The sequence below is a fragment of the Streptomyces sp. NPDC005878 genome, from assembly GCF_040629815.1.
Lineage (GTDB): Bacteria > Actinomycetota > Actinomycetes > Streptomycetales > Streptomycetaceae > Streptomyces.
In genome coordinates this window covers 37,669-60,021 of the sequence record NZ_JBEXWK010000003.1, presented here as the reverse complement: position 1 = coordinate 60,021, position 22,353 = coordinate 37,669, and the positions used below count along the sequence as shown (strand labels likewise).

The window sequence follows — 22,353 nt, the reverse complement described above, 5'->3', positions numbered from 1 at the left end:
ATTGAACCGTTCAGGTCCCGGTGGATTAGCACCTTCGGGTGACAGGCGTGCGGAAAGGATCTCGTGGGACGAGATCTCGCGGGACCTCGCGGCACGGAAAAAGGGCCGCGCCCGTGGCAGCGGCCCTTCTTCGCCCGGGGAACGCGAGGGAACCGGGGACGCTTCCCGGTTCGGCCCCGGTTCGGCTCCCGGTTCAGCCTTCGGTGACGATGTCCTGGTCCGGCACGGCCTGGCCGGAGCGGATCAGGTCGATCCGGCCCATGACCTTGGAGCGCAGGTCGGCGGGGACGTCGTCGGACCCGCAGCACCGCTTCACCAGCTTCTTCACGGCCTGTTCGAGGCCGTACTTCTCCAGGCACGGGGAGCACTCCTCGAAGTGCACCTCGAACTTGTTGCAGTCGCTGTCGGGCATCTCGTGGTCGAGGAACTCGTAGAGATGGTCCAGGACCTCAGAGCAGTCCGTCTCGTGCGGCTCTCCGCAGCTCATGAGCCCGAGCCTTTCGCTTCGTCCGACTCGCCGGCGCCGGCCGGGACGAGCCCGCGGTCACGGGCGTAGTCCTCCAGCATTCCGCGCAGTTGGCGGCGGCCCCGGTGCAGCCGGGACATCACCGTACCGATGGGTGTACCCATGATGTCCGCGATCTCCTTGTACGCAAAGCCCTCCACGTCCGCCAGATAGACGGCGATGCGGAACTCCTCGGGGATCGCCTGGAGGGCTTCCTTCACGTCGGAGTCGGGCAGGTGGTCCAGCGCCTGCGACTCGGCCGACCGCAGTCCGGTCGACATGTGCGACTCCGCGCGCGCGAGCTGCCAGTCCTCGATCTCCTCGGCGGCGCTGCGCTGGGGTTCGCGCTGCTTCTTCCGGTACGAGTTGATGAAGGTGTTGGTGAGAATCCGGTAGAGCCAAGCCTTGAGGTTCGTCCCCTCCCGGAACTGGTGGAAGGAGCCGTATGCCTTGGCGTAGGTCTCCTGCACCAGGTCCTCGGCGTCCGCGGGGTTGCGCGTCATGCGCAGCGCGGCCGAGTACATCTGGTCGAGGTAGCCGAGGGCATCCCGCTCGAAGCGCGCGTTGCGCTCGGCGGTCGACTCTTCCACGTGGCCGTCGTCGGTCCCTGTGACCGGACCCACCTCCTCGAACGGTGTGACGAGTCCGAAACCGGACCCGCTCGAATCGGAGAATAGACGACGATCCGGTCCGGCCGCCGCTCCAATAGGAGCGGTCTTGGGCGCCGACAGCACCGTCCAGTCCAGGTCAGCGGCGCGTGAGCGGCTGGGGCAGATGGTCGAACCCATGCGACGGACTCCCTGTCCACGAAATAACGGCCCTGCGGATGTTTACGTCCGTCACAACAGCGGGCCGGTACGTGTCATTCCCGCAGCGCGCCCACCCAGCGCCCGACGCCGTCGGTGATGATCCCGAGGGCCTCCTCCTGGGTCAGGGCGCCCCGCTTGGGCACGGCGAACCCGTGGTCCCCGGACGGCACTTCCACCCGCTCGTAGGCGCCCTCGGGGAACTCCTCCGGCCGCCCGAAGGGGTCGTTGCCGCCCTGGACGACGAGGGTGGGCACCCCGGCCCCGAGCAGCTCCTCGGCCCGGGACTTCTCGGGGCGGCCGGGCGGGTGCAGCGGGAAGCTGAGCGCGAGCACGGCGTGCGCGCCCAGCTCGCGCGCGGTCCGGCAGGCGACCCGCGCCCCGGCGCTGCGCCCTCCGGCGACGACGGGCACCCCCGCGGCGGCGAGGGCGGGCCACACGGCCCGCCACCCCGTGTCCAGGGTCCTGGGCGCGGGCGCCACCTTCTTCCCGGCGACACGCCAGGGCTGCTCCACGAGGGCGACGCTGACGCCGAGCGGGGGCAGGGCACCGGCGAGCGCGACGAGGTCCCGCGCCTCGATGCCGCCGCCCGCGCCGTGGCCGAGGGCGAGGAGGAGCCGCGGGGTACGGGCGCGGTGCCAGGTGATCCGGGCGTCCCCGGCGGGTGTCTCGACAAGATCGGTGGATGTCACGCCCCCATCCTGCCGGGACCCGGAACCTCTACGGCGTTCCCGGCCCCTCGGGAGCGCGGGCAATCCCACGACCGGCGGCGGACGGCCTGCGGATGATCACGACACCCCTTCCCCGGGGGAGGGGCGAGGCCCCCTAGAACAGCGTCCCCTCCTCCGGGCCCGCCAGCTCCTTCAGCAGCTCCGGCCCGTTGTTCCGCACATTGCTGACCGCCGTCGACACCGCGTACGCCCGCATCAGCCCCTCCGGCGGAGGGGCCAGCAGCCCCCGGAGCTCCTCGACGGACGTCGTGGACGGGTCGAGCCACGCGTCCCAGCGCGAGGGCGGCAGCATCAGCGGCATCCGGGGATGGATCGCGTAGAGGGTGGACGGCCCTTCTGGCGGGGCCACCCCCAGCGGCCCCTTCTCCGCCTCCGTCGTGATCACCGAACACGTGGCCCACCACGCGCCCGGGTGGTCCTCCGGCAGCGACCGGTCCCGCCAGAACTCGTAGAGCCCGGCCATGGCGAACACCGACCCGTCCGCCGGGGAGATGAAGTACGGCTGCTTGCGCGGCCGCTTCCGCTTCCCCTCGACCTCCAGCTCGCGCTCGTCCGCCCCGGTGACCCACTCGTAGTAGCCGTCCGCCGGGATGACGCAGCGGCGGGCGGCGAAGGGGCGGCGGAAGGACGGCTTCTCGTGCACCGTCTCCGCCCGTGCGTTGATCATCCGGGCCGCCCCGTCCGGCGAGCTCGCCCAGGACGGCACCAGGCCCCACCGGAGCTTGCGCAGCTGGCGAACCGGACGCGGGTCGTCCGCGTCTTTCAGTGGACGCTCCAGGACCGCGTAGACCTCTTTGGTCGGGGCCACGTTCCAGTCGGGCGCCAGCGCCTCGCCCGGATCGGGGTCCCACTTCTCTATCCCGAAGACGTCCGCGAGATCCTCGGGGCCACGACTCGCCGCATACCTCCCACACATGACCGTCACCCTGCCACGCGGCAGCCCACCACGAGGAGCCGTCCCGGAAATGGCCGACGAATTGCCCGATCTGCACGTGTTCGACACCCAGGCCGCCCCCGCCCAGTGGCTGGTGGTCGCCACCGCCGTGGCCGCCCTCGCCGTCGTACTGCCGCACGGCGTCTGGCGGCTGTCCCGCAACGCGATCACCATCGCCCACGAGGGCGGCCACGGCCTGGTCGCCCTGCTCACGGGCCGCCGCCTGGACGGCATCCGGCTCCACTCCGACACCAGTGGCCTCACCGTCAGCCGGGGCCGCCCGACCGGTCTCGGCATGATCCTGACCGCCGCCGCCGGCTACACCGCTCCCCCGCTGCTCGGCCTCGGCGGCGCCTGGCTGCTCGCCGCCCACCGCGTCACCCTGCTGCTCTGGATCGCCACCGCCCTGCTGCTCGTGATGCTGGTGATGATCCGCAACGCGTACGGCGTGCTCACCGTGGTCCTCAGCGGCGCCGCCTTCCTGCTGGTGTCCTGGCTGACCTCGCCCGACGTGCAGTCCGCGTTCGCGTACGCGGTGGTGTGGTTCCTGCTGCTCGGGGGCGTCCGGCCGGCCTTCGAGCTCCAGGCCAAGCGGCGCCGGCACAACAGCGGCGATTCCGACGCCGACCAGCTGGCGCGGCTCACGTCCGTACCACCGGCGCTCTGGCTCTTCCTCTTCCACGCCGTCTCGGTCTGCTCGCTCATCGGCGGCGGACGGTGGCTGCTCGGACTCTAGGTTCTCCCCCCACTAAAGTGAGAGCCATGACCGAAACGCCCGTGCACCCCGCCCTCTGGCCCGCCCCCGTCGCAAGCGGAGCCGTCGACGCGACGGTCACCGTGCCCGGATCGAAATCGGTCACCAACCGGGCGCTGGTGCTGGCCTCCCTCGCCGCCGAGCCCGGCTGGCTGCGCCGCCCCCTGCGCTCCCGGGACACCCTGCTGATGGCCGAGGCGCTGCGCGCCCTCGGCGTCGGCATCGAGGAGGGCGTGGGCCCCGACGGCTCGGGCGAGGCCTGGCGCGTGATCCCGGCCGGTCTGCACGGCCCGGCCGCCATCGACGTGGGCAACGCCGGTACGGTCATGCGCTTCCTGCCACCGGTCGCCGCCCTCGCCGACGGCCCGGTCCGCTTCGACGGCGACCCCCGCTCCTACGAACGGCCCCTGAACGGCGTGATCGACGCGCTGCGCGCGCTCGGCGCGCGGATCGACGACGACGGCCGGGGCGCGCTCCCGCTGACCGTGCACGGCAGCGGCGCCCTCGACGGCGGGCGGGTCCGGATCGACGCCTCCTCCTCGTCCCAGTTCGTCTCCGCGCTGCTGCTCTCCGCGCCCCGCTTCAACCAGGGCGTGGAGGTACGGCACACCGGCGCCACCCTGCCGTCCATGCCGCACATCCGGATGACGGTCGACATGCTGCGCTCGGTCGGCGCGCAGGTGGACGAGCCGGAGACCGGCGGCGAGCCGAACGTGTGGCGGGTCTCGCCGTCCGCGCTGCTCGGCCGCGACCTCACCGTCGAGCCGGACCTCTCCAACGCCCAGCCGTTCCTGGCGGCCGCCCTGATCACCGGCGGCAGGGTGACGATCCCGGACTGGCCCGAGCGCACCACCCAGCCGGGCGACCAGCTGCGGCGGATCTTCACCGAGATGGGCGGTTCCTGCGAGCTGACCGAGCGGGGCCTGGTCTTCGCCGGCTCGGGCGCGATCCACGGCATCGACGTGGACCTGAGCGAGGTCGGCGAGCTCACCCCGGGCATCGCGGCGGTGGCGGCGCTGGCCGACTCGCCCTCGACGCTGCGCGGGGTCGCCCATCTGCGCCTGCACGAGACGGACCGCCTGGCGGCCCTCACCAAGGAGATCAACGAGCTCGGCGGCGATGTCACCGAGACCGCCGACGGTCTGCACATCCGCCCGCGCGCTCTGCACGGCGGTGTCTTCCACACGTACGACGACCACCGCATGGCCACGGCCGGCTCGATCATCGGCCTCGCCGTGGAGGGGGTCGGGATCGAGAACGTGGCCACGACCGCCAAGACGCTGCCCGACTTCCCGCGGATGTGGACCGAGATGCTGACCGGGGCCGGAAACTGAGCGGGGCCTGAGCAGATGCGCCGCTACGGCAAGAACCCCGACGAGGACGACATCCGGGTCCGCCCGAACCGCAAGGGCAACCGTCCCCGCACCACCATCCGCCCCAAGCACGAGGACGCCTGCGAGGGCATGGTCCTCACCGTCGACCGGGGCCGGCTGACCTGTCTCGTCGAGGGCCGCACGGTCACCGCGATGAAGGCCCGCGAGCTGGGCCGCAAGGCCGCGGTGGTCGGCGACCGCGTCATGATCGTCGGTGATCTCTCGGGCGAGAAGGACACCCTGGCGCGGATCGTGCGCATCCAGGAGCGCAGCTCGGTGCTGCGCCGCACGGCGGACGACGACGACCCCTTCGAGCGGGTGATCGTCGCCAACGCGGACCAGCTGGCGATCGTCACCGCGCTGGCCGACCCCGAGCCGCGCCCGCGGCTGATCGACCGCTGCCTGGTCGCCGCGTACGACGCGGGGCTCACCCCGCTGCTCGTGCTCACCAAGTCGGATCTCGCCCCGGCGGACGAACTCCTGGAGATGTACGGGGCGCTGGGCGTCCCGCACGTCGTCACCTCGCGCGAGGAGCTCTACAGCGGCGACGCGGCGGACCGGGTGCGCGCGCACCTCGGCGGCAAGGCCACCGCGTTCGTCGGCCACTCCGGTGTCGGCAAGACGACGCTGGTCAACGCGCTGGTCCCGGAGGACCGCCGGCGCGTCACCGGCCATGTCAACGCGGTCACCGGCCGCGGCCGGCACACCACCACCTCGGCGCTCGCGCTGCCGCTGGCGAGCAGCGACGGCGGCTGGGTGATCGACACCCCGGGCGTGCGGTCGTTCGGCCTGCACCACGTCGACCCGTCCCGGGTCATCCTGGCCTTCCCGGACCTGGTGCCGGGCACCGAGAACTGCCCGCGCGCGTGCAGCCACGACGAGGCGGAGTGCGCGCTGGACGCCTGGGTCGCGGAGGGGCACGCCGACCCGGCGCGGCTCTACTCGCTGCGCCGGCTGCTCGCCACCCGGGAGCGCCACGAGGGCGACTGACGGGCGCCGCGTGCATAATCGCCCTAGCGATGACGAGCAGTCACCTATGTGTTGCGGGAGGGCTTGGACATGGCGTGGCTGCTGGTGGTGGTCGCCGGAATCCTGGAGACGGGGTTCGCCGTCTGCCTCAAACTGTCGCACGGCTTCACCCGGATCGCCCCGACCATCGCCTTCGCGGCCTTCGCGCTGGGCTCGTTCGGTCTGCTGACCCTCTCCCTGAGGAAGCTGGACGTCGGCCCGGCGTACGCGGTGTGGACGGGCATCGGCGCGGCGGGCACCGCGATCTACGGCATGGTCTTCCTCGGTGACGTGGTCTCCACGCTGAAGCTGGTGTCCATCTCGCTGGTGATCGTGGGCGTGATCGGCCTCCAGATCTCGGGCTCGGCGCACTGAGGCCCGCGCCGGGCGCGCGCCTGCCAGATTCGGCGCCCGTCCTCAGAGCGCGGGCCGTACCGGGGTGCGGGCCAGGACCGCGCGGACATGGGCCGCGTGGCCGGTCCCGCCGGGCCCCGCGGGCGGCCCCGGATCCGGCGCCACGACGTACGAGAGGGCGAGCCGCACCACCGTCTCGCAGCAGCGCGCGAGCTCGCCCGGCTCCGCCCCGGGCAGCTCCTTCTCCAGCGCCGCGAGCGAGCGGTCCCGGACCGTCGCCACCAGCTCGGACGGCCCCGGAACCCCGGCGTCCGCGCGCCGCTGCGCCGGTACGGGAGAGTGCGCGCCCAGCGTGCGGGGCGCGCGTGGGGCGGGCAGCCGTTCGTCCCGGCAGCCGGTGAGCAGCGCCCGGATCAGCGCACTGGTGCGCGCCGAGCGCACGGTCCACTCCACGAGCGCGACCAGCCGGTCGGCCGGGCCCACCCGTTCGGCCAGGACGCGGTCGACGCCGCGCAGATAGATGTCGGCCTCGCGCCGCACCAGGGCGCGGGCCAGGCCCTCCTTGCTGCCGAACTCGTTGTAGAGCGTCTGCCGGGACACCCCGGCGGCCGCGGCCACGTCCACCATCCGCACCGCCGACCAGGGCCGTGCCGTGAGCGCCGAGACGGCGGCGTCCAGTAGGGCTTCCCGCGCTGTGGGCATCGCGCCTCCCCGGGCCGTGCGAGCGGGCCGTCCTCAGGGTTGACGCGCGCCCCGGCACTGTCAAGAGCCGCGGCGGGCGGGAGGGGGACCATGGCCGGTGTCCGCATCCCGGGCCATGTGGTCCCCGCGGGTGCCGGTCGATACGGTGTGGCCATGCCCGACTACCACGATGATCTGCGGCTCGCCCACGTCCTGGCGGACGCCGCCGACGCCGCCACGATGGACCGGTTCAAGGCGCTCGACCTCAAGGTCGAGACCAAGCCGGACATGACGCCGGTGAGCGAGGCCGACAAGGCCGCCGAGGAGCTGATCCGCGGCCATCTCCAGCGGGCGCGGCCCCGGGACGCCATCCTGGGCGAGGAGTACGGCCTGGAGGGCACGGGTCCGCGCCGCTGGGTGATCGACCCGATCGACGGCACGAAGAACTACGTGCGCGGGGTGCCGGTCTGGGCGACGCTGATCGCGCTGATGGAGGCGGGCGAGGGCGGTTACCGGCCGGTGGTCGGCGTGGTGTCGGCGCCCGCGCTCAACCGGCGCTGGTGGGCGGCGAAGGGGCACGGCGCGTACACCGGCCGCAGTCTGTCGCAGGCGTCCCGGCTGCGGGTCTCCAGCGTCTCCCGGCTGGCGGACGCCTCGTTCGCGTACTCCTCGCTGAGCGGCTGGGAGGAGCGGGGCAAGCTCGACGACTTCCTGGACCTGACGCGGGCGTGCTGGCGTACGCGCGCGTACGGCGACTTCTGGCCGTACATGATGGTCGCGGAGGGGTCGGTGGACATCTGCGCCGAGCCGGAGCTCTCGCTGTGGGACATGGCGGCCAACGTCATCGTGGTGCAGGAGGCGGGCGGCGTCTTCACCGGTCTGGACGGCGAGGAGGGCCCGCACAGCGGCAGCGCGGCGGCCTCCAACGGGCTGCTCCACGACGAGCTGTTGAACCACGTGGGCACCGCGGACTGAGGCGCGGCCCGGCGCGGCCGCGCGCCTGGGGCGCGAGAGGGGCGTGGGTCGTACTTTTACGCGCCCCTCAACTGACCTCTACCACCCTCTTGTTGACGCGCTTCCCCGATGCGACTCTAGGAGCCCCCCCACTTGTGAACTTGTGAATCCGTTCTCGTTTCCCGTACTCCCGTACGGGACCACGGGGGTTCACCAAGGAGGTGGCTCCATCCATGCTCGTCCGTGACGCCATGAGCACGGTGGTCCTCACCATCGGACCCACGCACACCCTCCGTCAGGCCGCCCGGCTGATGGCCGCGCGCCGCGTCGGAGCGGCCGTCGTCCTCGACCCCGACACCAGCGGGCTCGGCATCCTCACCGAGCGCGACATCCTCAACTCCCTCGGCCAGGGCCAGGACCCGGACCGGGAGACCGCGAGCACCCACACCACCACCGACGTCGTCTTCGCGGCGCCGGGCTGGACCCTGGAGGAGGCGGCCGACGCGATGTCCCACGGCGGCTTCCGGCACCTGATCGTGCTGGACGGGGCCGGCCCCGTCGGCGTGGTCTCGGTCCGGGACATCATCCGCTGCTGGGCGCCCTCCCGGCGCCATCCGGCCGAACTGGTCGGCTGAAGCGCCACGGGCGCGCGCCGGCACCGCGCACAGACACACACATGGGCACGCACCCGCACCGGGGCACGCTCCTGGGCACGCGCGGAGGGCCGGCTTCCTGGGGGAACCGGCCCTCCGACCGCCCACGGCAAGCGGTCCAGTGCTGTTCAGCCGCGCAGGGCCTGGACCGCGGCCTCCAGCCGCTTGCCGAAGTCCTCGTCCGCCTGGCGGAAGTTCTCGATCGCGCGCTCGGCGATGTCGTCGCGCGAGACCTTGGCGATGAAGCCGGACAGGTTCTCGATCAGCCGGGTCTTCTCGTCCTCGGAGTAGAGCCGGTACAGGTTGCCCGCCTGGACGAAGTCGTCGTCCTCGGCGTGGAGCGGGGCGGGGTGGTTGCCCGTCACGTCCGTGACCGGGACCGGCTGCCACAGCGGGCGGCCGGTCTGCCGCGGTCCGCCGAAGCTGTTCGGCTCGTAGTTCTTCGCGCCCTTGTGGCGGCCGTCGTAGAGGTAGCCGTCACGCGAGTTGGTGCGCGCCTCGGTGGCGTGCGGGCGGTTGACCGGCAGGTGGTCGGCGTTGATGCCGACGCGGTAGCGGTGCGCGTCGCCGTACGCGAAGAGGCGGCCCTGGAGCATCTTGTCGGGGGACGGCCCGATGCCGGGCACGAAGTGCGCAGGGCTGAAGATCGACTGCTCGACCTCGGCGAAGATGTTCTCCGGGTTGCGGTTGAGCTCCAGCTTGCCGATCTCGATCGGCGGGTAGTCCGCGTGCGGCCACACCTTGGTGAGGTCGAACGGGTTGAAGCGGTAGGTCGCCGCGTCGGCCGCCGGCATGATCTGCACCTGCACGGTCCAGGACGGGAAGTCACCGCGCTCGATGGCCTCCCGCAGGTCGCGCTGGTGGCTGTCGGGGTCCTCGCCGGCCAGCTTGTTGGCCTCGGCCTGGGTGAGGTTCTTGATGCCCTGGTCGGTCTTGAAGTGGTACTTGACCCAGAAGACCTCGCCCGCCTCGTTGTTCCACTGGTACGTGTGCGAGCCGTACCCGTTCATGTGGCGCAGCGTGGCCGGGATGCCGCGGTCGCCGAAGAGCCAGGTGACCTGGTGGGTCGACTCCGGGCTCAGGCCCCAGAAGTCCCATACGTTGTCGGCCTCCTGGGAGCCCGTGTACGGGTCGCGCTTCTGGGTGTGGATGAAGTCGGGGAACTTGATGGCGTCCCGGATGAAGAAGACGGGCGTGTTGTTGCCGACCAGGTCGTAGTTCCCCTCCTCCGTGTAGAACTTCAGCGCGAAGCCGCGCGGGTCGCGCACGGCGTCGGCCGAGCCGAGGTTGCCGGCCACGGTGGAGAAGCGCAGGAACGTCTCGGTCTGCTTGCCGACCTCGGAGAGGAACTTCGCGCGCGTCCACTGAGTGACGTCCCGGGTCACCGTGAAGGTGCCGTAGGCGCCCGCGCCGCGCGCGTGGACTATGCGCTCCGGGATGCGCTCCCGGTTGAAGTGCGCGAGCTTCTCCAGGAGCGCCTGGTCCTGGAGAAGCACCGGGCCGCCGACGCCCGCGGTCTCGCTGTTCTGGTTGTCGGCCACCGGCGCGCCGGCCTCCGTGGTGAGCGGTCCCTGCGTCACGTGCGCCTCCTGCGTCATTCCTGCGAGTCCTGTCCCTTGGCCTGTGCCGATTCCGATCCTACAATGGACTTTGTCTAAGTCAAGCAGCCATCCAAAGTCACACCCGTTCGGGACACGGTCCCCCGACTGTTAGGCTGGCCCTTATGAGTGACCTGCTGGAACGACTCCGCGGACGCGGCTGGCGCATGACGGCTCAGCGGCGCGTCGTGGCCGAAGTCCTCGACGGGGACCACACGCATCTGACGGCGGACGAGGTCCACGCGCGCGCGGTGGCCAAGCTGCCCGAGATCTCCCGCGCGACCGTCTACAACACGCTGGGCGAGATGGTGACGCTCGGTGAGGTCATCGAGGTCTCGACGGACCGCCGTGCCAAGCGGTACGACCCGAACGCGCACCGGCCGCACCACCACCTGGTCTGCGCCCGGTGCGGCGCGATCCGCGACGTCCACCCGACGGGCGACCCGCTGGCGGACCTCCCCGCCGGGGAGCGCTTCGGGTTCACGGTCTCCGACGTCGAGGTCACCTACCGGGGCCTCTGCCCGGACTGCGCGAAGGCCTAGGGCGGGGCCGTGGGCCTCCCGCCCACGGCCCGGGCATGGGCCGGCCGGCCGCAGACCGCGCCACCCGAATCACACGGTTCTCCGTACCCCCACACGCAAACGACTCAGGGCCCGGATCCATGGGATCCGGGCCCTGAGTACGTGGTAGCGGGGACAGGATTTGAACCTGCGACCTCTGGGTTATGAGCCCAGCGAGCTACCGAGCTGCTCCACCCCGCGTCGGTGAACCCAACAGTACGTCACCGCGCGGACCAGCGCAAACCCGATCGGCCGCCGCCCGCTCGCGCGGCGCTACGCCGTCAGCTCCTGGTGCAGCGCCTCCCGCAGCCGCGCCGCCCGCTCCGCCACCTCGGCCGGACCGAGCTCCACCGCCCGCGCGCACCAGCGCTGCCCCTCCGCCAGCTCCCCGCACCGGGCGGCGAGCAGCGCGAGCCGCAGCGCGGCGCGCCCGTGGCCCGCCCGGGCGGCCCGGGCCCACCACAGGGCGGCCTCCCGCTCGCGGCCCTCGCGGGCCAGCAGCAGCCCGAGGTTGAAGGCGCCGTTGCGGCTGCCCGCCTCGGCCGCCTCCCGGTACCAGCGCGCGGCGCCCTCCTGGTCGCCCCGGGCCGCCGCGAGCATGCCCACCCGGACCTGGGCGCGCCGGTGCCCCTGGGAGGCGGCACGCTCGTACCACTCCTCGCACTCCGTCTTCTCGGCCACCGGCTCGCCGAGCACCGGCGCGCCGGCCGGCGGCTGGCGCGCGTCGAGGACCGTGGCGAGCCGGAACGCCGCCTCCGCGCTGCCGCCGCCCGCGGCGCAGCGCAGGTACCGCTCGGCCGCGGCCTCCTCGCCGTCCCGGAGCAGCGCCATGCCGACCTGGAGGGCCGCCTCGGTGTGCCCGGCCGCCGCCGCCCGCTCGTACCACTTCAGGGCGGTCCGGTCGTCGTCGCGGCTGGCGAAGAGGATGCCGAGGTTGAAGGCCGCGTCGACGCTGCCGGCCTCGGCCGCCTTGGAGAACCACGGCTCGGCGCCGGTCGCGTCGCCGGCCTGGAGCAACAGGACGGCGAGCGCGTTGGCCGCCTCGCGGTGGCCCGCGTACGCGGCGCGCCGGTACCACTGCTCGGCCTGCGCGGTGCGCTCCTGGGCGGCGCAGAGCAGCGCCAGGTTGTACGCCCCGTTGTCGTCCCCGGCGTCCATCGCCGCCCGGTACCAGCGCTCGGCGGTCTGCGTCTCGCCCCGGGCCGCGTGCAGGGCGCCCAGCGCGTTGGCGGCGTTGCCGTCGCCGTCCTGGGCGGCGCGCAGCCACCACACGGCCGCGCTCTCCTCGTCGCCCGCGTCCATGAGCAGGAAGCCGAGCGCGCAGGCGGCCTTGGCCTCGCCGTCCTTGGCCGAGGTGAGGTACCAGCGCCCGGCCTCCTTCAGCTCGCCGCGCTTCTCCAGGATCGCGCCGAGGTGCAGCGCGGCCCTGCGGTGCCCGCGCGCGGCGGCCTGGCGGTACCACTGCTCGGCCTCGGTGCTCCTGGCCCCGGCGTCCGCCTCGGGCTCGACAGCGATGTCAGGCTCGGCGCCGTCGCGCTCGCCGCGCTGGTCGATGAGCCGGGCGAGGCGGTACGCGGCCTCGCGGTGGCCCTGCTCGGCGGCGGCGCGCAGCCACCGCTCGGCGCCCACGTCGCCGCGGTGCTCCAGCAGGTCGGCCAGGGCGTAAGCCCCCAGCGCGTGGCCCTGCTCGGCGGACTGGCGCAGCCAGTACTCGGCCGCCGGCTCGTCGCCGCGCTCGCGGTAGTGGCGGCCCAGCGCGTGGGCCGCGGCGGCGGAGCCCGCGACGGCGGCGATGCGCCACCACCCGGCCGCCTCGTCGGCGTAGCCGCGCTGGTGCAGCAGGACTCCGAGGTTGTTGGCCGCGGCGCGGTCGCCCTCGGCGGTGGCGCCGCGCAGGTAGGGCTCGGCGCTGTCGAGGTCGCCGCGGCGCAGCAGCAGGGAGCCGAGAACGCTCATGGACGCGGCGTCGCCGCCGTCGGCAGCACGCCGGTGCCGTGCCTCGGTCTCGGCATCGGCGGCGTCATCGGAGCGCATCTGCGCAAACCGCCCTGTCTCCAACAGAGTTGCCCTGTCCCCCATAAATACCATCGTCGCACCACCCGCTACCCGCGTACACCTGGTATACCGCAGCCAGTGAGGTCACTTCGGCGTTTTGTCGACATGCCCACAGAGAGATAAGCCAAACGCAGCAGGGGCACATCCGGACAGCGCAAATCGACGAGGGCCCGGATCCTGATGGATCCGGGCCCTCGTCCGTGAGTAGCGGGGACAGGATTTGAACCTGCGACCTCTGGGTTATGAGCCCAGCGAGCTACCGAGCTGCTCCACCCCGCGTCGGTGAACACAACGTATCACGACACGGAACGGAGCCCGACCGGATAATCGTCCGGCCGGGCCGGTGCTCAGCCGCTTCCTCCCCCGCCGGAGCCGTCGGCCGGGGCTCCCTGGGAGGACCCCTTCGCCCTGGCCTCGGCCTCGGCGGCCCGCTTGAGCGCCGCCTGGAGCTCCTGCTGGGCCTTGCCGTACGCCGCGAAGTCGCCCTTCTGCAACGCCTTCTGGCCGTCGTCGTACGCCTTCTGGGCGTCCTTGATGGCCTGCTCCACCGTGGCGTCGGTCCCGGTGGCCGGCGGCTTGGTGGTGTCCGTCGGCGGTTTGGTCGCGGGCGGCTCGGCCCCGTCCACGCCGAACACCGCGTTCAGCGCCTGGGCCAGGGTGTCCTTGAAGACGGTCTTGTCGCCGTAGGAGACGCCGACCTTCTTTAGGAGCGGATAGTTGGCGGAGCCACCGCGCGCGTACACCGGCTCGATGTACAGGAACCCGCCGCCCAGGGGCACGGTCAGCAGATTGCCGTAGTCGATCTCGGAGTCACTGCCCCGCAGGTTGCGGACGAACTCGGCGACCTCGGGAAGGCCGTTGAGCTTGCTCTGCACCTGCTGCGGGCCCTGGACGTTGTCCGTGACCCTGAGCAGTCTGATCGTGCCGTAGTCCTTGCTGGCCGCGTCCGCGTCGATCGCCATGAACCCGCCCAGGTTGGGCCGTCCGTTCGGCGTGAACGTCGTGGTGAGGGAGAACTTGTTGCCCTCCTTCTCGGCGCCCGGCATCTTCATCGACAGGTAGTACGGCGGGACCGCGACGCCGTCCTTGTTGGTCGGGTCGTCCGGCACCTGCCAGGCGTCACTGCCGCTGTAGAACTGCACCGGCTCGGTGACGTGGTACCGCGTCAGCAGCTCGCGCTGGACCTTGAACATGTCCTGCGGATACCGCAGATGGGCCAGCAGGTCCTCGGGGATGGCGGCCTTCGGCTTCACCGTGTGCGGGAACGCCTTCATCCAGGTCTTCAGGACCGGGTCCTGGGTGTCCCACTGGTACAGCGTGACCGTGCCGTCGTAGGCGTCGACGGTGGCCTTCACCGAGTTGCGGATGTAGTTGACCTGGTTCTGCTGGGCCACCACCGCGCGCTGGCGGGTGGTCAGCGAGTCGGCGGTCGTCTCACCCAGCGTGGTGCGCGAGGCATAGGGATAGCCGTTGGTCGTGGTGTACGCGTCGACGACCCACTGGATCCGGTGGCCGATCTTGGCCGGGTAGGGATCGCCGTCGATGGTCAGCCACGGGGCGACCGCCTCCACCCGCTGCTTCGGGGTGCGGTTGTAGAGGATCTTCGAACCCTCGCCGATGGCCCCCGAGTAGAGGATCTGCGGCTCGCTGAAGGCCACCGCGTACGCGGCGCGGTTGAACGGGTTGGAGAGGCTGACGCCGCCCTTGCCGTCGAAGCTCGTCGTCTTCTGGCCCTTGCCCTCGGCCTCGTAGTCGAGCTCCTTCTGCGGACCGCCGACGATCGAGTACTGCTCGGTCTTCTCGCCGTAGTAGATCCGCTGCTCGTACGTGTTCTTGTCGAACTGGCCCCGGGTGGGCAGACCGGACTCGGTGAAGTCCGGGGAGCCCGTGGAGTCCACGCTGGTGCCCTTGGCCGCGATCATTCCGTAGCCGTGGGTGTAGGTGAAGTGGTCGTTGATCCAGTTGCGCTTGTCGATGCCGTTGAGGTTCAGCTCACGCAGACCGACGACCGTGTCCTGCTCCTTGCCGTCCTTGTCCGTGTAGCGGTCCACGTCCAGCGGTACGGCGAACTGGTAGTACTTGCGCTCCTGCTGGAGCTGCTGGAAGGCCGGGGTGACCACATTGGGGTCGATCAGGCGGTAGCTGGCCGCCGTGTCGGCGTCGGCGCGCAGCTTGGCGTTGTCCTCCGCCGCCGTCGTCCCCTGGTAGTCCCGCACCTCGGTGCGGTCGATGCCGTACGCCTTGCGCGTGGCGTCGATGTTCTTCTGGATGTACGGCGCTTCCTTGGCCTGCTCGTTCGGCTGGACCTGGAACTTCTGCACGATCGCCGGGTAGAGCCCGCCGATCAGGATGGCCGAGAGGACCATCAGGCCGAAGCCGATCACCGGGAGCTGCCAGGTGCGGCGCCACAGCGTCGCGAAGAAGAGCAGCGCGCAGATGACGGCGATGCAGAACAGGATCGTCTTCGCCGGGAGATAGGCGTTGGCGTCCACGTACCGCAGGCCGGTCCAGTTGCTGCTGGCCTTGAAGTCACTGGACTTCACCGCCAGGCCGTACCTGTCCAGCCAGTACGCCACGGCCTTCAGGGCGACGAAGACACCGAGCAGCACCGACAGGTGCCCGGTGGCGGCGCCGGTGGCCCGCGCGCCGGGGCTGGTGATCCGCAGGCCGCCGTAGAGGTAGTGCGTGAGGGCCGCGGCGATCAGGGAGAGCACGGTCGCCGCGAAGCCGAAGCCCACCAGGAACCGGTACCAGGGCAGGTCGAAGGCGTAGAACGACACGTCCAGGTGGAACTGGGGGTCCTTCTGCCCGAACGGCACTCCGTTGACCCACAGCAGCCAGGTGCGCCACTGCCCGGAGGCGGAGGCTCCGGCGATCAGGCCGACGAGCGCGGTGATGCCCAGGAGCAGCCACTTCTTGAACGGGGCGATGCCCATCCGGTAGCGGTCCAGGCTCTGCTGCTCCAGCGACATCGCGCTGAGCGGCGGCCGCAGCCGGTGCGCCAGCCAGATGTTGAGCCCGACGGCCACGGCCATCAGGACGCCGAAGAAGGAGAACAGGCCGATCTTGGTCCACAGGGTGGTGGTGAAGACGGACGAATAGTGCACCGAGCGGTACCAGAGCCAGTCCGTCCAGAACCCGGCGAACATGACGAAGGCCATGGCCAGTACGGCCAGGATGCCCAATGTCATGAGCAGGGTCCGGACCCGGCGGGACGGCCGGCCGACTCTGATCCGTGGCCCGGACGGGCCTCCGCCGCGGTCCGGCATCTGGAAAGCCAAGGTGCGCACCTCGAAGTTCGCTGTCGATTGAGCAGGCCCCGCGATCGTAGAGCCCACTCATGCAACTTACTGAGGCTTTACTCAGTTCCCGATTCCGGGGTGAAAGAGGGCAGGATGTTGCTCATGTCCAACGTTTCCCCCTCCGGCCCCCCGATGGCCGCGAGCCCCCTCACCCGCGCAGTGCTGGAAATCGACGAGTACGCCTCCGGCCTCGGCTGGGACCAGCCGGCCCGGCTGTTCGCCCTCGTCGACACCGCCAAGCTCCGTACCCAGGAGCCCGGGCTCGCCGCCCAGCTCGGCCTCGACCAGGGCGACGCGGCCGCCCCGCTGACCCCGATCGAACAGGACGAGATCCCGGCCGGCCAGGCCCTCGACGAGTTCCTGGGCACCATCGCCTGGCCGGACGCGGTGGTCGGCTGCGCGCTGACCGTGGAGCGCCTGATGCTGCCGCCGTCGGCCGAGGCGTCCGTGCCCGAGGGTCTGAGCGAGAAGCAGCTGGCGAAGTGGGTGGCCAAGCACCCCGACCGCCAGGAGGTGCGGATGACGGTCGCGGTGCTGCGCGACGGTGCCCGCGACTCGGCCGTACGGCTGCGCGAGAAGGACTCGCCGACCGAGGTGCTCACCGGCGCCGGGCTCGTCCCGGGCCTGGCCGAGGCGCTCGCCGCGACCTTCGCGGAGTAGCGGACCGCTACGCGCGGGGCGCGTCCACGCGCGCGTGGACGCGGCCGGTCACTTCGCCGAGCAGCTCGGCAGACCGGCCGTGTCCCCCTTGCGGAGCTTCTCCAGCGCCTTGGTGGCGTCGTCGATGGTGGAGACCTTCACCAGGGTGAGCCCGCTGGGGGTGTCCGAGGCGGCCGCCGCGCAGTTCTCGGCGGGCGTCAGGAAGTACCGGGCGCCCGCGCCGCGCGCGCCGATCAGCTTCATCTCGATGCCGCCGATCGGGCCGACCTTGCCCGCGTCGTCGATCGTCCCCGTACCGGCGATGAACTTGCCGCCGGTCAGATCTCCGGGGGTGAGCTTGTCGACGATGCCGAGGGCGAACATCAGGCCCGCGCTCGGGCCGCCGACGTCGGCGAGCTTGATGTCGATGGAGAACGGGAAGGTGTGGTCCGTCCCGGCCTGGATCCCGACGATCGCCCGGTCGCCGTCCTTGGCCTTCTCCGTGGTGATCGTGACGTTCTCGCCGCCCTCGGGCTCCTTGCCCGCCTTCTCCGCCGCGGCCGCCTCCTTGGCGGGGACGACGGAGAACACCACGTTCTGGCCGGGGCGGTGCTTGGTGACCAGCTTCGCCACGTCGGCCGGCTCCTTGACGGGCGAGCCGTCGACGGACCTGACCACGTCGCCCGCGTGCAGCTTGTTCTCGGCCGGGCTGCCCTTGACCACGGACGCCACGACGACCCGGGACTTCACCGGGATCTTCAGCTCGTTCAGGGCCGCGACCTTGGCGCTCTCCTGGGACTGGCTGAACTCCTCGGCGTTCTCCTGCGAGGACTGCTCCTCGGTCTTGCCGTCCGGGTAGAGCGTGTCGTGCGGCACGACCTTGTTGTCGTGGGCCAGCCAGCCGTAGACGGCCTCGACCAGGTTCATGTTGTAGTCCGCACCGGTGACCCTGACCGTCGTCATGTTGAGGTGGCCGGTCGTCGGGTACGTCTTGTGCCCGGAGATCTGCAGGACGGGCTCGCCGCGCGCCTCACCGAGCGTGTTCACCGTGGGGCCGGGCGACATCTCCGAGTAGGGCACTTTGATGAGGACGCCTGCGCAGAGCAGCGCGATCAGGATCAAGGTGGAGGCGAGCATCGTCGCGGTGCGGCGTGGCATGGAACGACAGTACGGGACGTGCCTGTCGGTGCACCGCCGGGGCCGGTCCGTACGGGGAGGGTGGACATCCGCGTACATCCGGGGGCGCGAGAGCCGCGCCGAAGGGGGTCAGGCGGGCTCGGTTCCGGCCTGGGACTTCTCCATGGCTTCTCGGAACCGGCTGTAACCGGCGAGTTCAGCGACGTCGCCGGACGTGCGATTGCGGGCGGCCCAGCGCGCCCATATCGCCGCGCCGACAGCAGCGAAAAGCGGAATCAGCAACCAGGTGAGCGCAGCCATTCCGTCCTCCCGTCCCCTAGATGAGCGACCGCAACTGACAGATCAGCAGATTAACCATCTGCGAGATCAACGCTCGCGGCAGGGGTGCGGTTACGCAAATCGGGGCGGATCCCCCCGACAGGGTTTCAGCCTCACCCCTCGGGCGGCCCGTTCACCCCTGGGGGGCGGCCCCCCGCGGTCAGCAGGCGCCCACCCATTCGTCCGTGCCGTCGGAGAAACGCTGGTGCTTCCAGATCGGGACCTCGTGTTTCAGGTCGTCGATCAGCTTGCGACAGGCCGCGAACGCCTCCCCGCGGTGCGGACAGGAGACCGCCACGACGACCGCCAGATCGCCCACACCCAGTTCGCCCACTCGGTGGACGGCCGCCAGCGCGCGGACCGGGAACTCGGCGACGACCTTGTCCGCCACTCGGCGCATCTCCGCCTCGGCCGTCGGATGGCACGAGTACCCGAGGGCCGATACGTCGGCACCGCCGTCGTGGTCGCGGACGGTGCCGACGAAGAGCGCGGTGCCGCCCGCCGAGGGGTCTCCCACGGCGCGGAACACCTCGTCCAGGGAGAGCGGGGTGTCACGGATCTCGAGCAGCCGGATCGGGTCGTCCGCCCCCTGCTCGCCGGGGTGGTCGTGAGGGGTCTGTGCCATGGCCCCATCGTGCCGTACCGCACGGACATCGCGGTATAGCTCTTTCACCCCGTCACCGGCGCCCCCCGTAGGAGGGTCCTACAGGCCCCGGCGCTTACGGGCCCGGCGGATCGCGGCGGCCGCTCCCAGCAGGGCGACCGTCGCTCCGGCGGCCCCGGCGGCCGTCGCGTCCTTCCGGCCCAGCCTGCGGCCCGCCACGGTGTGTCGCCCGGCGGCCTCATCCAGGAGCTCCGCGAGGACCTCCTCGTTGGTCCACTGCGGCCGCCAGCCCGCGTCGTGCAGCCGCCCGACGCTGACCACCCAGGGGTGCATCGTGTACGCCAGGTCGCCCGCCGGGGACGGGGTGAGCCCGATCCGGTGCAGCCGGGCGGCGGCGCCGAGCGCGACCGCGGAGGGCAGCTCCATGCGCCGGATGCCGCTGAGCTCCTCGACCTCCTCCTGTTCGAGCCAGCCGTCGCAGCCGACCGCGAACTCCCCGTCGACCTTCCCCAGCGCCGCGTACTCCAGAGCGCTGCACAGGTCCTCCACATGGCAGAACTGCCAGGTCGGACGCGATCCGGCGACCACCAGGAGGCGGGGCGACTCGAAGTACCGGGTGAGGGCGGTGTCAGTACCGCCCACCAGGACGGCGGGCCTTACCACCGTGACGTTGAGGCCGGGGTGGGCGCGCGGGGCGCGGCGGCCCAGCCGCTCGATCTCCAGGAGGTCGCCGACACCGGTCGCCTCGGCGGTGGCACGCAGCTCGGCGTCCTCGGAGAGGGGGATGTCGTTGTCGGGCAGCGCCCCGTAGACCATCGCCGAGGTGCACAGCACTACCCGGTGGACCCCGGCCGCCGCGGCGGCCGTGAGCACCGTCTGCGTGCCGCGTACGTTGTAGGCCGTGCGGGCGGCCGCGTCGGACTCCAGGTCGAGGTCGAGCGCCAGGTGGACGACGACGTCGGCGCCGCGCAGCTTCTCGGCGATCGCCGGGTCGCGGACGTCCAGGATGTGCCAGGTGGCCTCGGTCACCTCGCCCCGGCGCTCGTCGATGGCGATGACCTGCTTGATCTCCTCGGACGCGGCGAGCCGCGCCGTGAGGAGCGCGCCGATCCCGGCCGCGGCACCGGTGACCGCGACGACGGGACCCCGCGCTGCGGAGGGGGAAGGGTTTCGCGCTGCGCGAACCTGCGGATCTGGGGAACTCACCGGGCGTCTCCAGCGGTTGTCTTCAGTACGTACACGAATGACGCGTACGGACCAGGTGACGTCCATCCTGCCGCAGGCCGGGAGTCGGCGGAGCACCGAGCCCTTATCCGGCGCGGATGTCTACGCTGGTGGTGTTGGTCGGGCAGTCGCCGTCGGCAGGAGCCGGCGGCCCTAGGAGCCGAGGAAACCCGTGAGTGACAACCCATTCGGATTCGGCCTTCCGCCGGAGGAGCCGGAGAACGGCGACGAGGGCAAGGAGAAGGGCAAGGGCAACCAGGGCGGCCCGGCGAATCCGTTCGGGTTCGGCGGCGGGGCCGGTGGCGCGGACAACCCGTTCGCGGCGATGTTCGGTTCGCTGAACCCGAACGACCTGGGAGCCGCCTTCCAGCAGCTCGGCCAGATGCTCAGCTACGAGGGCGGTCCCGTGAACTGGGACATGGCCAAGCAGATCGCGCGTCAGACGGTCGCCCAGGGCACCGCAGACGGCAGCAAGGACGCGAGCGTCGGCCCGGCCGAGCGCGCCGCCGTCCAGGAGGCCGTGCGCCTGGCCGACCTGTGGCTGGACGGGGTGACGTCGCTGCCCTCGGGCGCGTCGACGGCCGTGGCGTGGAGCCGCGCGGAGTGGGTCGAGGCGACCCAGCCGGCCTGGAAGGAGCTCGTCGACCCGGTCGCCGAGCGTGTGGGCGCGGCCATGGGCGGGGTGCTGCCCGAGGAGATGCAGGCCATGGCGGGCCCGCTGATCGGCATGATGCGCTCCATGGGCGGCGCCATGTTCGGCCAGCAGATCGGGCAGGCCGTCGGCGTCCTCGCGGGCGAGGTCGTCGGCTCCAGCGACATCGGGCTGCCGCTCGGCCCGGCCGGCAAGGCCGCGCTGCTGCCGCTGAACATCGAGGCGTTCGGCAAGGACCTGGGCGTCCCGAAGGACGAGATCAGGCTCTACCTGGCGCTGCGCGAGGCAGCCCACCACCGCCTCTTCGCCCATGTGCCGTGGCTGCGCTCGCACCTGTTCGGCGCGGTCGAGGGCTACGCGCGCGGGATCAAGGTCGACACGGCGAAGCTGGAGGACGCGGTCGGCCAGCTCGACGTGTCCAACCCCGAGCAGCTCCAGGAAGCGCTTCAGCAGGGCATGTTCCAGCCGGAGGACACCCCGGAGCAGAAGGCCGCCCTGGCCCGTCTGGAGACGGCGCTCGCGCTGGTCGAAGGCTGGGTGGACGCGGTGGTGCACGAGGCCGCCAAGCCGCGTCTGACCTCGGCGGACGCCCTGCGCGAGACCCTGCGCAGGCGCCGCGCGAGCGGCGGTCCCGCCGAGCAGACCTTCGCCACCCTGATCGGCCTCCAGCTGCGCCCGCGCCGGCTGCGCGACGCCTCGCGCCTGTGGGCCTCGCTCACGGACGCGCGCGGGGTCGACGGCCGCGACGGCCTGTGGGAGCACCCGGACATGCTGCCGACCGCCTCCGACCTGGACGACCCGGACGGCTTCGTCCACCGCGAGCAGCTGGACTTCTCGGAGCTCGACAAGATGCTCGGCGAGGCCGCCTCCCGCAAGGACGAGCCCCAGGACGGCCCCGCGGCCAAGGGCGACGAGGACAAGGACGACGACGGCAAGTGAGTCTGCACGAAGACGCGGTCCTCGTACTGAAGGCGTACGAGGACCAGCCCGAGCTGCGCCGGGCCTACCTCGACCATCTCTCGGCGCACCCGGACGGGATGTGGAAGGCCTGCGAGGCCGGCCACCTCACGGCGAGCGCGCTGGTGATCGCCCCGGAGCGCGGCCAGGTGCTGCTGACGCTGCACCGCAAGCTGAACATGTGGCTCCAGATGGGCGGGCACTGCGAGCCGCAGGACACCTCGCTGACGGCGGCGGCCCTGCGCGAGGCCGCCGAGGAGTCCGGTGTGGCCGGTCTCACACTGCTGCCGGGCGGGCCCGTCCGGCTCGACCGGCACCCGATCCCCTCGCCGTGCAATTGGCACCTGGACGTGCAGTACGCGGCGCTGGCCCCGGCCGGAGCGGTCGAGGCGATCAGTGACGAGTCGCTGGACCTGCGCTGGTTCGACTACGACGAGGTGGCCCGGGTCGCCGACGACTCGGTGGTGCGGCTGCTGGAGGGCGCGCGGGCCCGTCTGTGACGGGCTGACGGCCCGGCCGGCCGGGAACGAGAGGAACGGGTAAGGGGCGGTCGC

22 protein-coding genes and 2 tRNA genes are annotated in these 22,353 nt (G+C 71.8%); 10 read left to right on the top strand and 14 right to left on the bottom strand.

The window, feature by feature from the left end:
- Window positions 1-193 precede the first annotated feature (193 nt).
- The 4 genes from rsrA to ABZ404_RS06560 form a co-directional block, all read right to left on the bottom strand.
- A complete protein-coding gene (gene rsrA, locus ABZ404_RS06575; RefSeq protein ID WP_358832388.1) occupies window positions 194-487 on the bottom strand; it encodes a mycothiol system anti-sigma-R factor in 294 nt (97 codons plus the stop codon).
- On the bottom strand, window positions 484-1,293 hold the full coding sequence (locus ABZ404_RS06570) for a sigma-70 family RNA polymerase sigma factor (RefSeq protein ID WP_358832389.1): 810 nt from the start codon (window positions 1,291-1,293) through the stop codon (window positions 484-486). The genes rsrA and ABZ404_RS06570 overlap by 4 nt, the downstream gene beginning before the upstream one ends.
- 74 nt (window positions 1,294-1,367) lie before the next feature.
- Window positions 1,368-2,003, bottom strand: coding sequence for an alpha/beta family hydrolase (locus ABZ404_RS06565; protein ID WP_358832390.1), 636 nt, complete (start codon window positions 2,001-2,003; stop codon window positions 1,368-1,370).
- Window positions 2,004-2,136: 133 nt separating this feature from the next.
- On the bottom strand, window positions 2,137-2,958 hold the full coding sequence (locus tag ABZ404_RS06560; RefSeq protein WP_358832391.1) for an SOS response-associated peptidase: 822 nt from the start codon (window positions 2,956-2,958) through the stop codon (window positions 2,137-2,139).
- 49 nt (window positions 2,959-3,007) lie between these two features.
- Here ABZ404_RS06560 and ABZ404_RS06555 point away from each other — a divergent pair, with 49 nt between their 5' ends.
- The 4 genes from ABZ404_RS06555 (at window position 3,008) to ABZ404_RS06540 (ending at window position 6,486) form a co-directional block, all read left to right on the top strand.
- Window positions 3,008-3,712, top strand: coding sequence for a M50 family metallopeptidase (locus ABZ404_RS06555; RefSeq protein WP_358832392.1), 705 nt, complete (start codon window positions 3,008-3,010; stop codon window positions 3,710-3,712).
- A gap of 26 nt (window positions 3,713-3,738) precedes the next feature.
- The gene (gene aroA, locus ABZ404_RS06550) at window positions 3,739-5,064 is read left to right on the top strand and encodes a 3-phosphoshikimate 1-carboxyvinyltransferase (RefSeq protein ID WP_358832393.1); all 1,326 of its coding nucleotides are present in this window, start codon (window positions 3,739-3,741) and stop codon (window positions 5,062-5,064) included.
- A gap of 15 nt (window positions 5,065-5,079) precedes the next feature.
- Entirely contained in the window at window positions 5,080-6,093 is a 1,014-nt protein-coding gene (rsgA, locus tag ABZ404_RS06545) for a ribosome small subunit-dependent GTPase A (RefSeq protein ID WP_358832394.1), read from the top strand.
- A 69-nt stretch (window positions 6,094-6,162) separates the two neighbouring features.
- On the top strand, window positions 6,163-6,486 hold the full coding sequence (locus ABZ404_RS06540) for a multidrug efflux SMR transporter (protein WP_358832395.1): 324 nt from the start codon (window positions 6,163-6,165) through the stop codon (window positions 6,484-6,486).
- A 42-nt stretch (window positions 6,487-6,528) separates the two neighbouring features.
- On the opposite strand, the gene ABZ404_RS06535 is transcribed toward ABZ404_RS06540, so the two are convergent.
- Window positions 6,529-7,167: a helix-turn-helix domain-containing protein gene (locus tag ABZ404_RS06535; protein WP_358832396.1), complete on the bottom strand. Its 639-nt coding sequence runs from the start codon at window positions 7,165-7,167 to the stop codon at window positions 6,529-6,531.
- 153 nt (window positions 7,168-7,320) lie between these two features.
- Here ABZ404_RS06535 and hisN point away from each other — a divergent pair, with 153 nt between their 5' ends.
- Window positions 7,321-8,121: a histidinol-phosphatase gene (gene hisN, locus ABZ404_RS06530; protein ID WP_358832397.1), complete on the top strand. Its 801-nt coding sequence runs from the start codon at window positions 7,321-7,323 to the stop codon at window positions 8,119-8,121.
- Between the two features lie 212 nt (window positions 8,122-8,333).
- Window positions 8,334-8,735, top strand: coding sequence for a CBS domain-containing protein (locus ABZ404_RS06525; protein ID WP_358832398.1), 402 nt, complete (start codon window positions 8,334-8,336; stop codon window positions 8,733-8,735).
- 146 nt (window positions 8,736-8,881) lie between these two features.
- Here ABZ404_RS06525 and ABZ404_RS06520 read toward each other — a convergent pair whose 3' ends face one another.
- A complete protein-coding gene (locus ABZ404_RS06520; protein WP_358832399.1) occupies window positions 8,882-10,351 on the bottom strand; it encodes a catalase in 1,470 nt (489 codons plus the stop codon).
- 125 nt (window positions 10,352-10,476) lie between these two features.
- Here ABZ404_RS06520 and ABZ404_RS06515 point away from each other — a divergent pair, with 125 nt between their 5' ends.
- Window positions 10,477-10,893, top strand: a complete 417-nt coding sequence (locus tag ABZ404_RS06515) for a Fur family transcriptional regulator (RefSeq protein WP_358832400.1) — start codon at window positions 10,477-10,479, stop codon at window positions 10,891-10,893.
- A 142-nt stretch (window positions 10,894-11,035) separates the two neighbouring features.
- On the opposite strand, the gene ABZ404_RS06510 is transcribed toward ABZ404_RS06515, so the two are convergent.
- From ABZ404_RS06510 to ABZ404_RS06495, 4 genes are all read right to left on the bottom strand, one after another.
- Window positions 11,036-11,112, bottom strand: a tRNA-Met gene (locus ABZ404_RS06510).
- A gap of 72 nt (window positions 11,113-11,184) precedes the next feature.
- Window positions 11,185-12,999, bottom strand: coding sequence for a tetratricopeptide repeat protein (locus ABZ404_RS06505; protein WP_358832401.1), 1,815 nt, complete (start codon window positions 12,997-12,999; stop codon window positions 11,185-11,187).
- A gap of 172 nt (window positions 13,000-13,171) precedes the next feature.
- Window positions 13,172-13,245: transfer RNA gene (locus tag ABZ404_RS06500), tRNA-Met, on the bottom strand.
- A 68-nt stretch (window positions 13,246-13,313) separates the two neighbouring features.
- Entirely contained in the window at window positions 13,314-16,235 is a 2,922-nt protein-coding gene (locus ABZ404_RS06495; protein ID WP_358832415.1) for a UPF0182 family protein, read from the bottom strand.
- Between the two features lie 126 nt (window positions 16,236-16,361).
- Between ABZ404_RS06495 and ABZ404_RS06490 the strand changes: the two genes are divergently transcribed.
- Window positions 16,362-16,928 (top strand): PPA1309 family protein, encoded by a 567-nt coding sequence (locus ABZ404_RS06490; RefSeq protein WP_358832402.1) that lies wholly within the window; start codon window positions 16,362-16,364, stop codon window positions 16,926-16,928.
- A gap of 48 nt (window positions 16,929-16,976) precedes the next feature.
- Here ABZ404_RS06490 and ABZ404_RS06485 read toward each other — a convergent pair whose 3' ends face one another.
- The 4 genes from ABZ404_RS06485 to ABZ404_RS06470 form a co-directional block, all read right to left on the bottom strand.
- Window positions 16,977-18,065, bottom strand: coding sequence for a PDZ domain-containing protein (locus tag ABZ404_RS06485; RefSeq protein WP_358832403.1), 1,089 nt, complete (start codon window positions 18,063-18,065; stop codon window positions 16,977-16,979).
- A gap of 108 nt (window positions 18,066-18,173) precedes the next feature.
- On the bottom strand, window positions 18,174-18,344 hold the full coding sequence (locus tag ABZ404_RS06480) for a hypothetical protein (RefSeq protein ID WP_358832404.1): 171 nt from the start codon (window positions 18,342-18,344) through the stop codon (window positions 18,174-18,176).
- Window positions 18,345-18,522: 178 nt separating this feature from the next.
- Complete coding sequence (locus ABZ404_RS06475; RefSeq protein ID WP_358832405.1) at window positions 18,523-18,987, bottom strand: molybdenum cofactor biosynthesis protein MoaE; 465 nt, start codon at window positions 18,985-18,987, stop codon at window positions 18,523-18,525.
- 78 nt (window positions 18,988-19,065) lie between these two features.
- Complete coding sequence (locus ABZ404_RS06470; RefSeq protein WP_358832406.1) at window positions 19,066-20,172, bottom strand: SDR family oxidoreductase; 1,107 nt, start codon at window positions 20,170-20,172, stop codon at window positions 19,066-19,068.
- Window positions 20,173-20,362: 190 nt separating this feature from the next.
- Here ABZ404_RS06470 and ABZ404_RS06465 point away from each other — a divergent pair, with 190 nt between their 5' ends.
- Together ABZ404_RS06465 and ABZ404_RS06460 are read left to right on the top strand one after the other, a co-directional pair.
- Complete coding sequence (locus ABZ404_RS06465; protein WP_358832407.1) at window positions 20,363-21,781, top strand: zinc-dependent metalloprotease; 1,419 nt, start codon at window positions 20,363-20,365, stop codon at window positions 21,779-21,781.
- Window positions 21,778-22,299: an NUDIX domain-containing protein gene (locus ABZ404_RS06460; RefSeq protein WP_358832408.1), complete on the top strand. Its 522-nt coding sequence runs from the start codon at window positions 21,778-21,780 to the stop codon at window positions 22,297-22,299. Before ABZ404_RS06465 ends, ABZ404_RS06460 begins: the two co-directional genes overlap by 4 nt.
- Window positions 22,300-22,353: the final 54 nt, after the last annotated feature.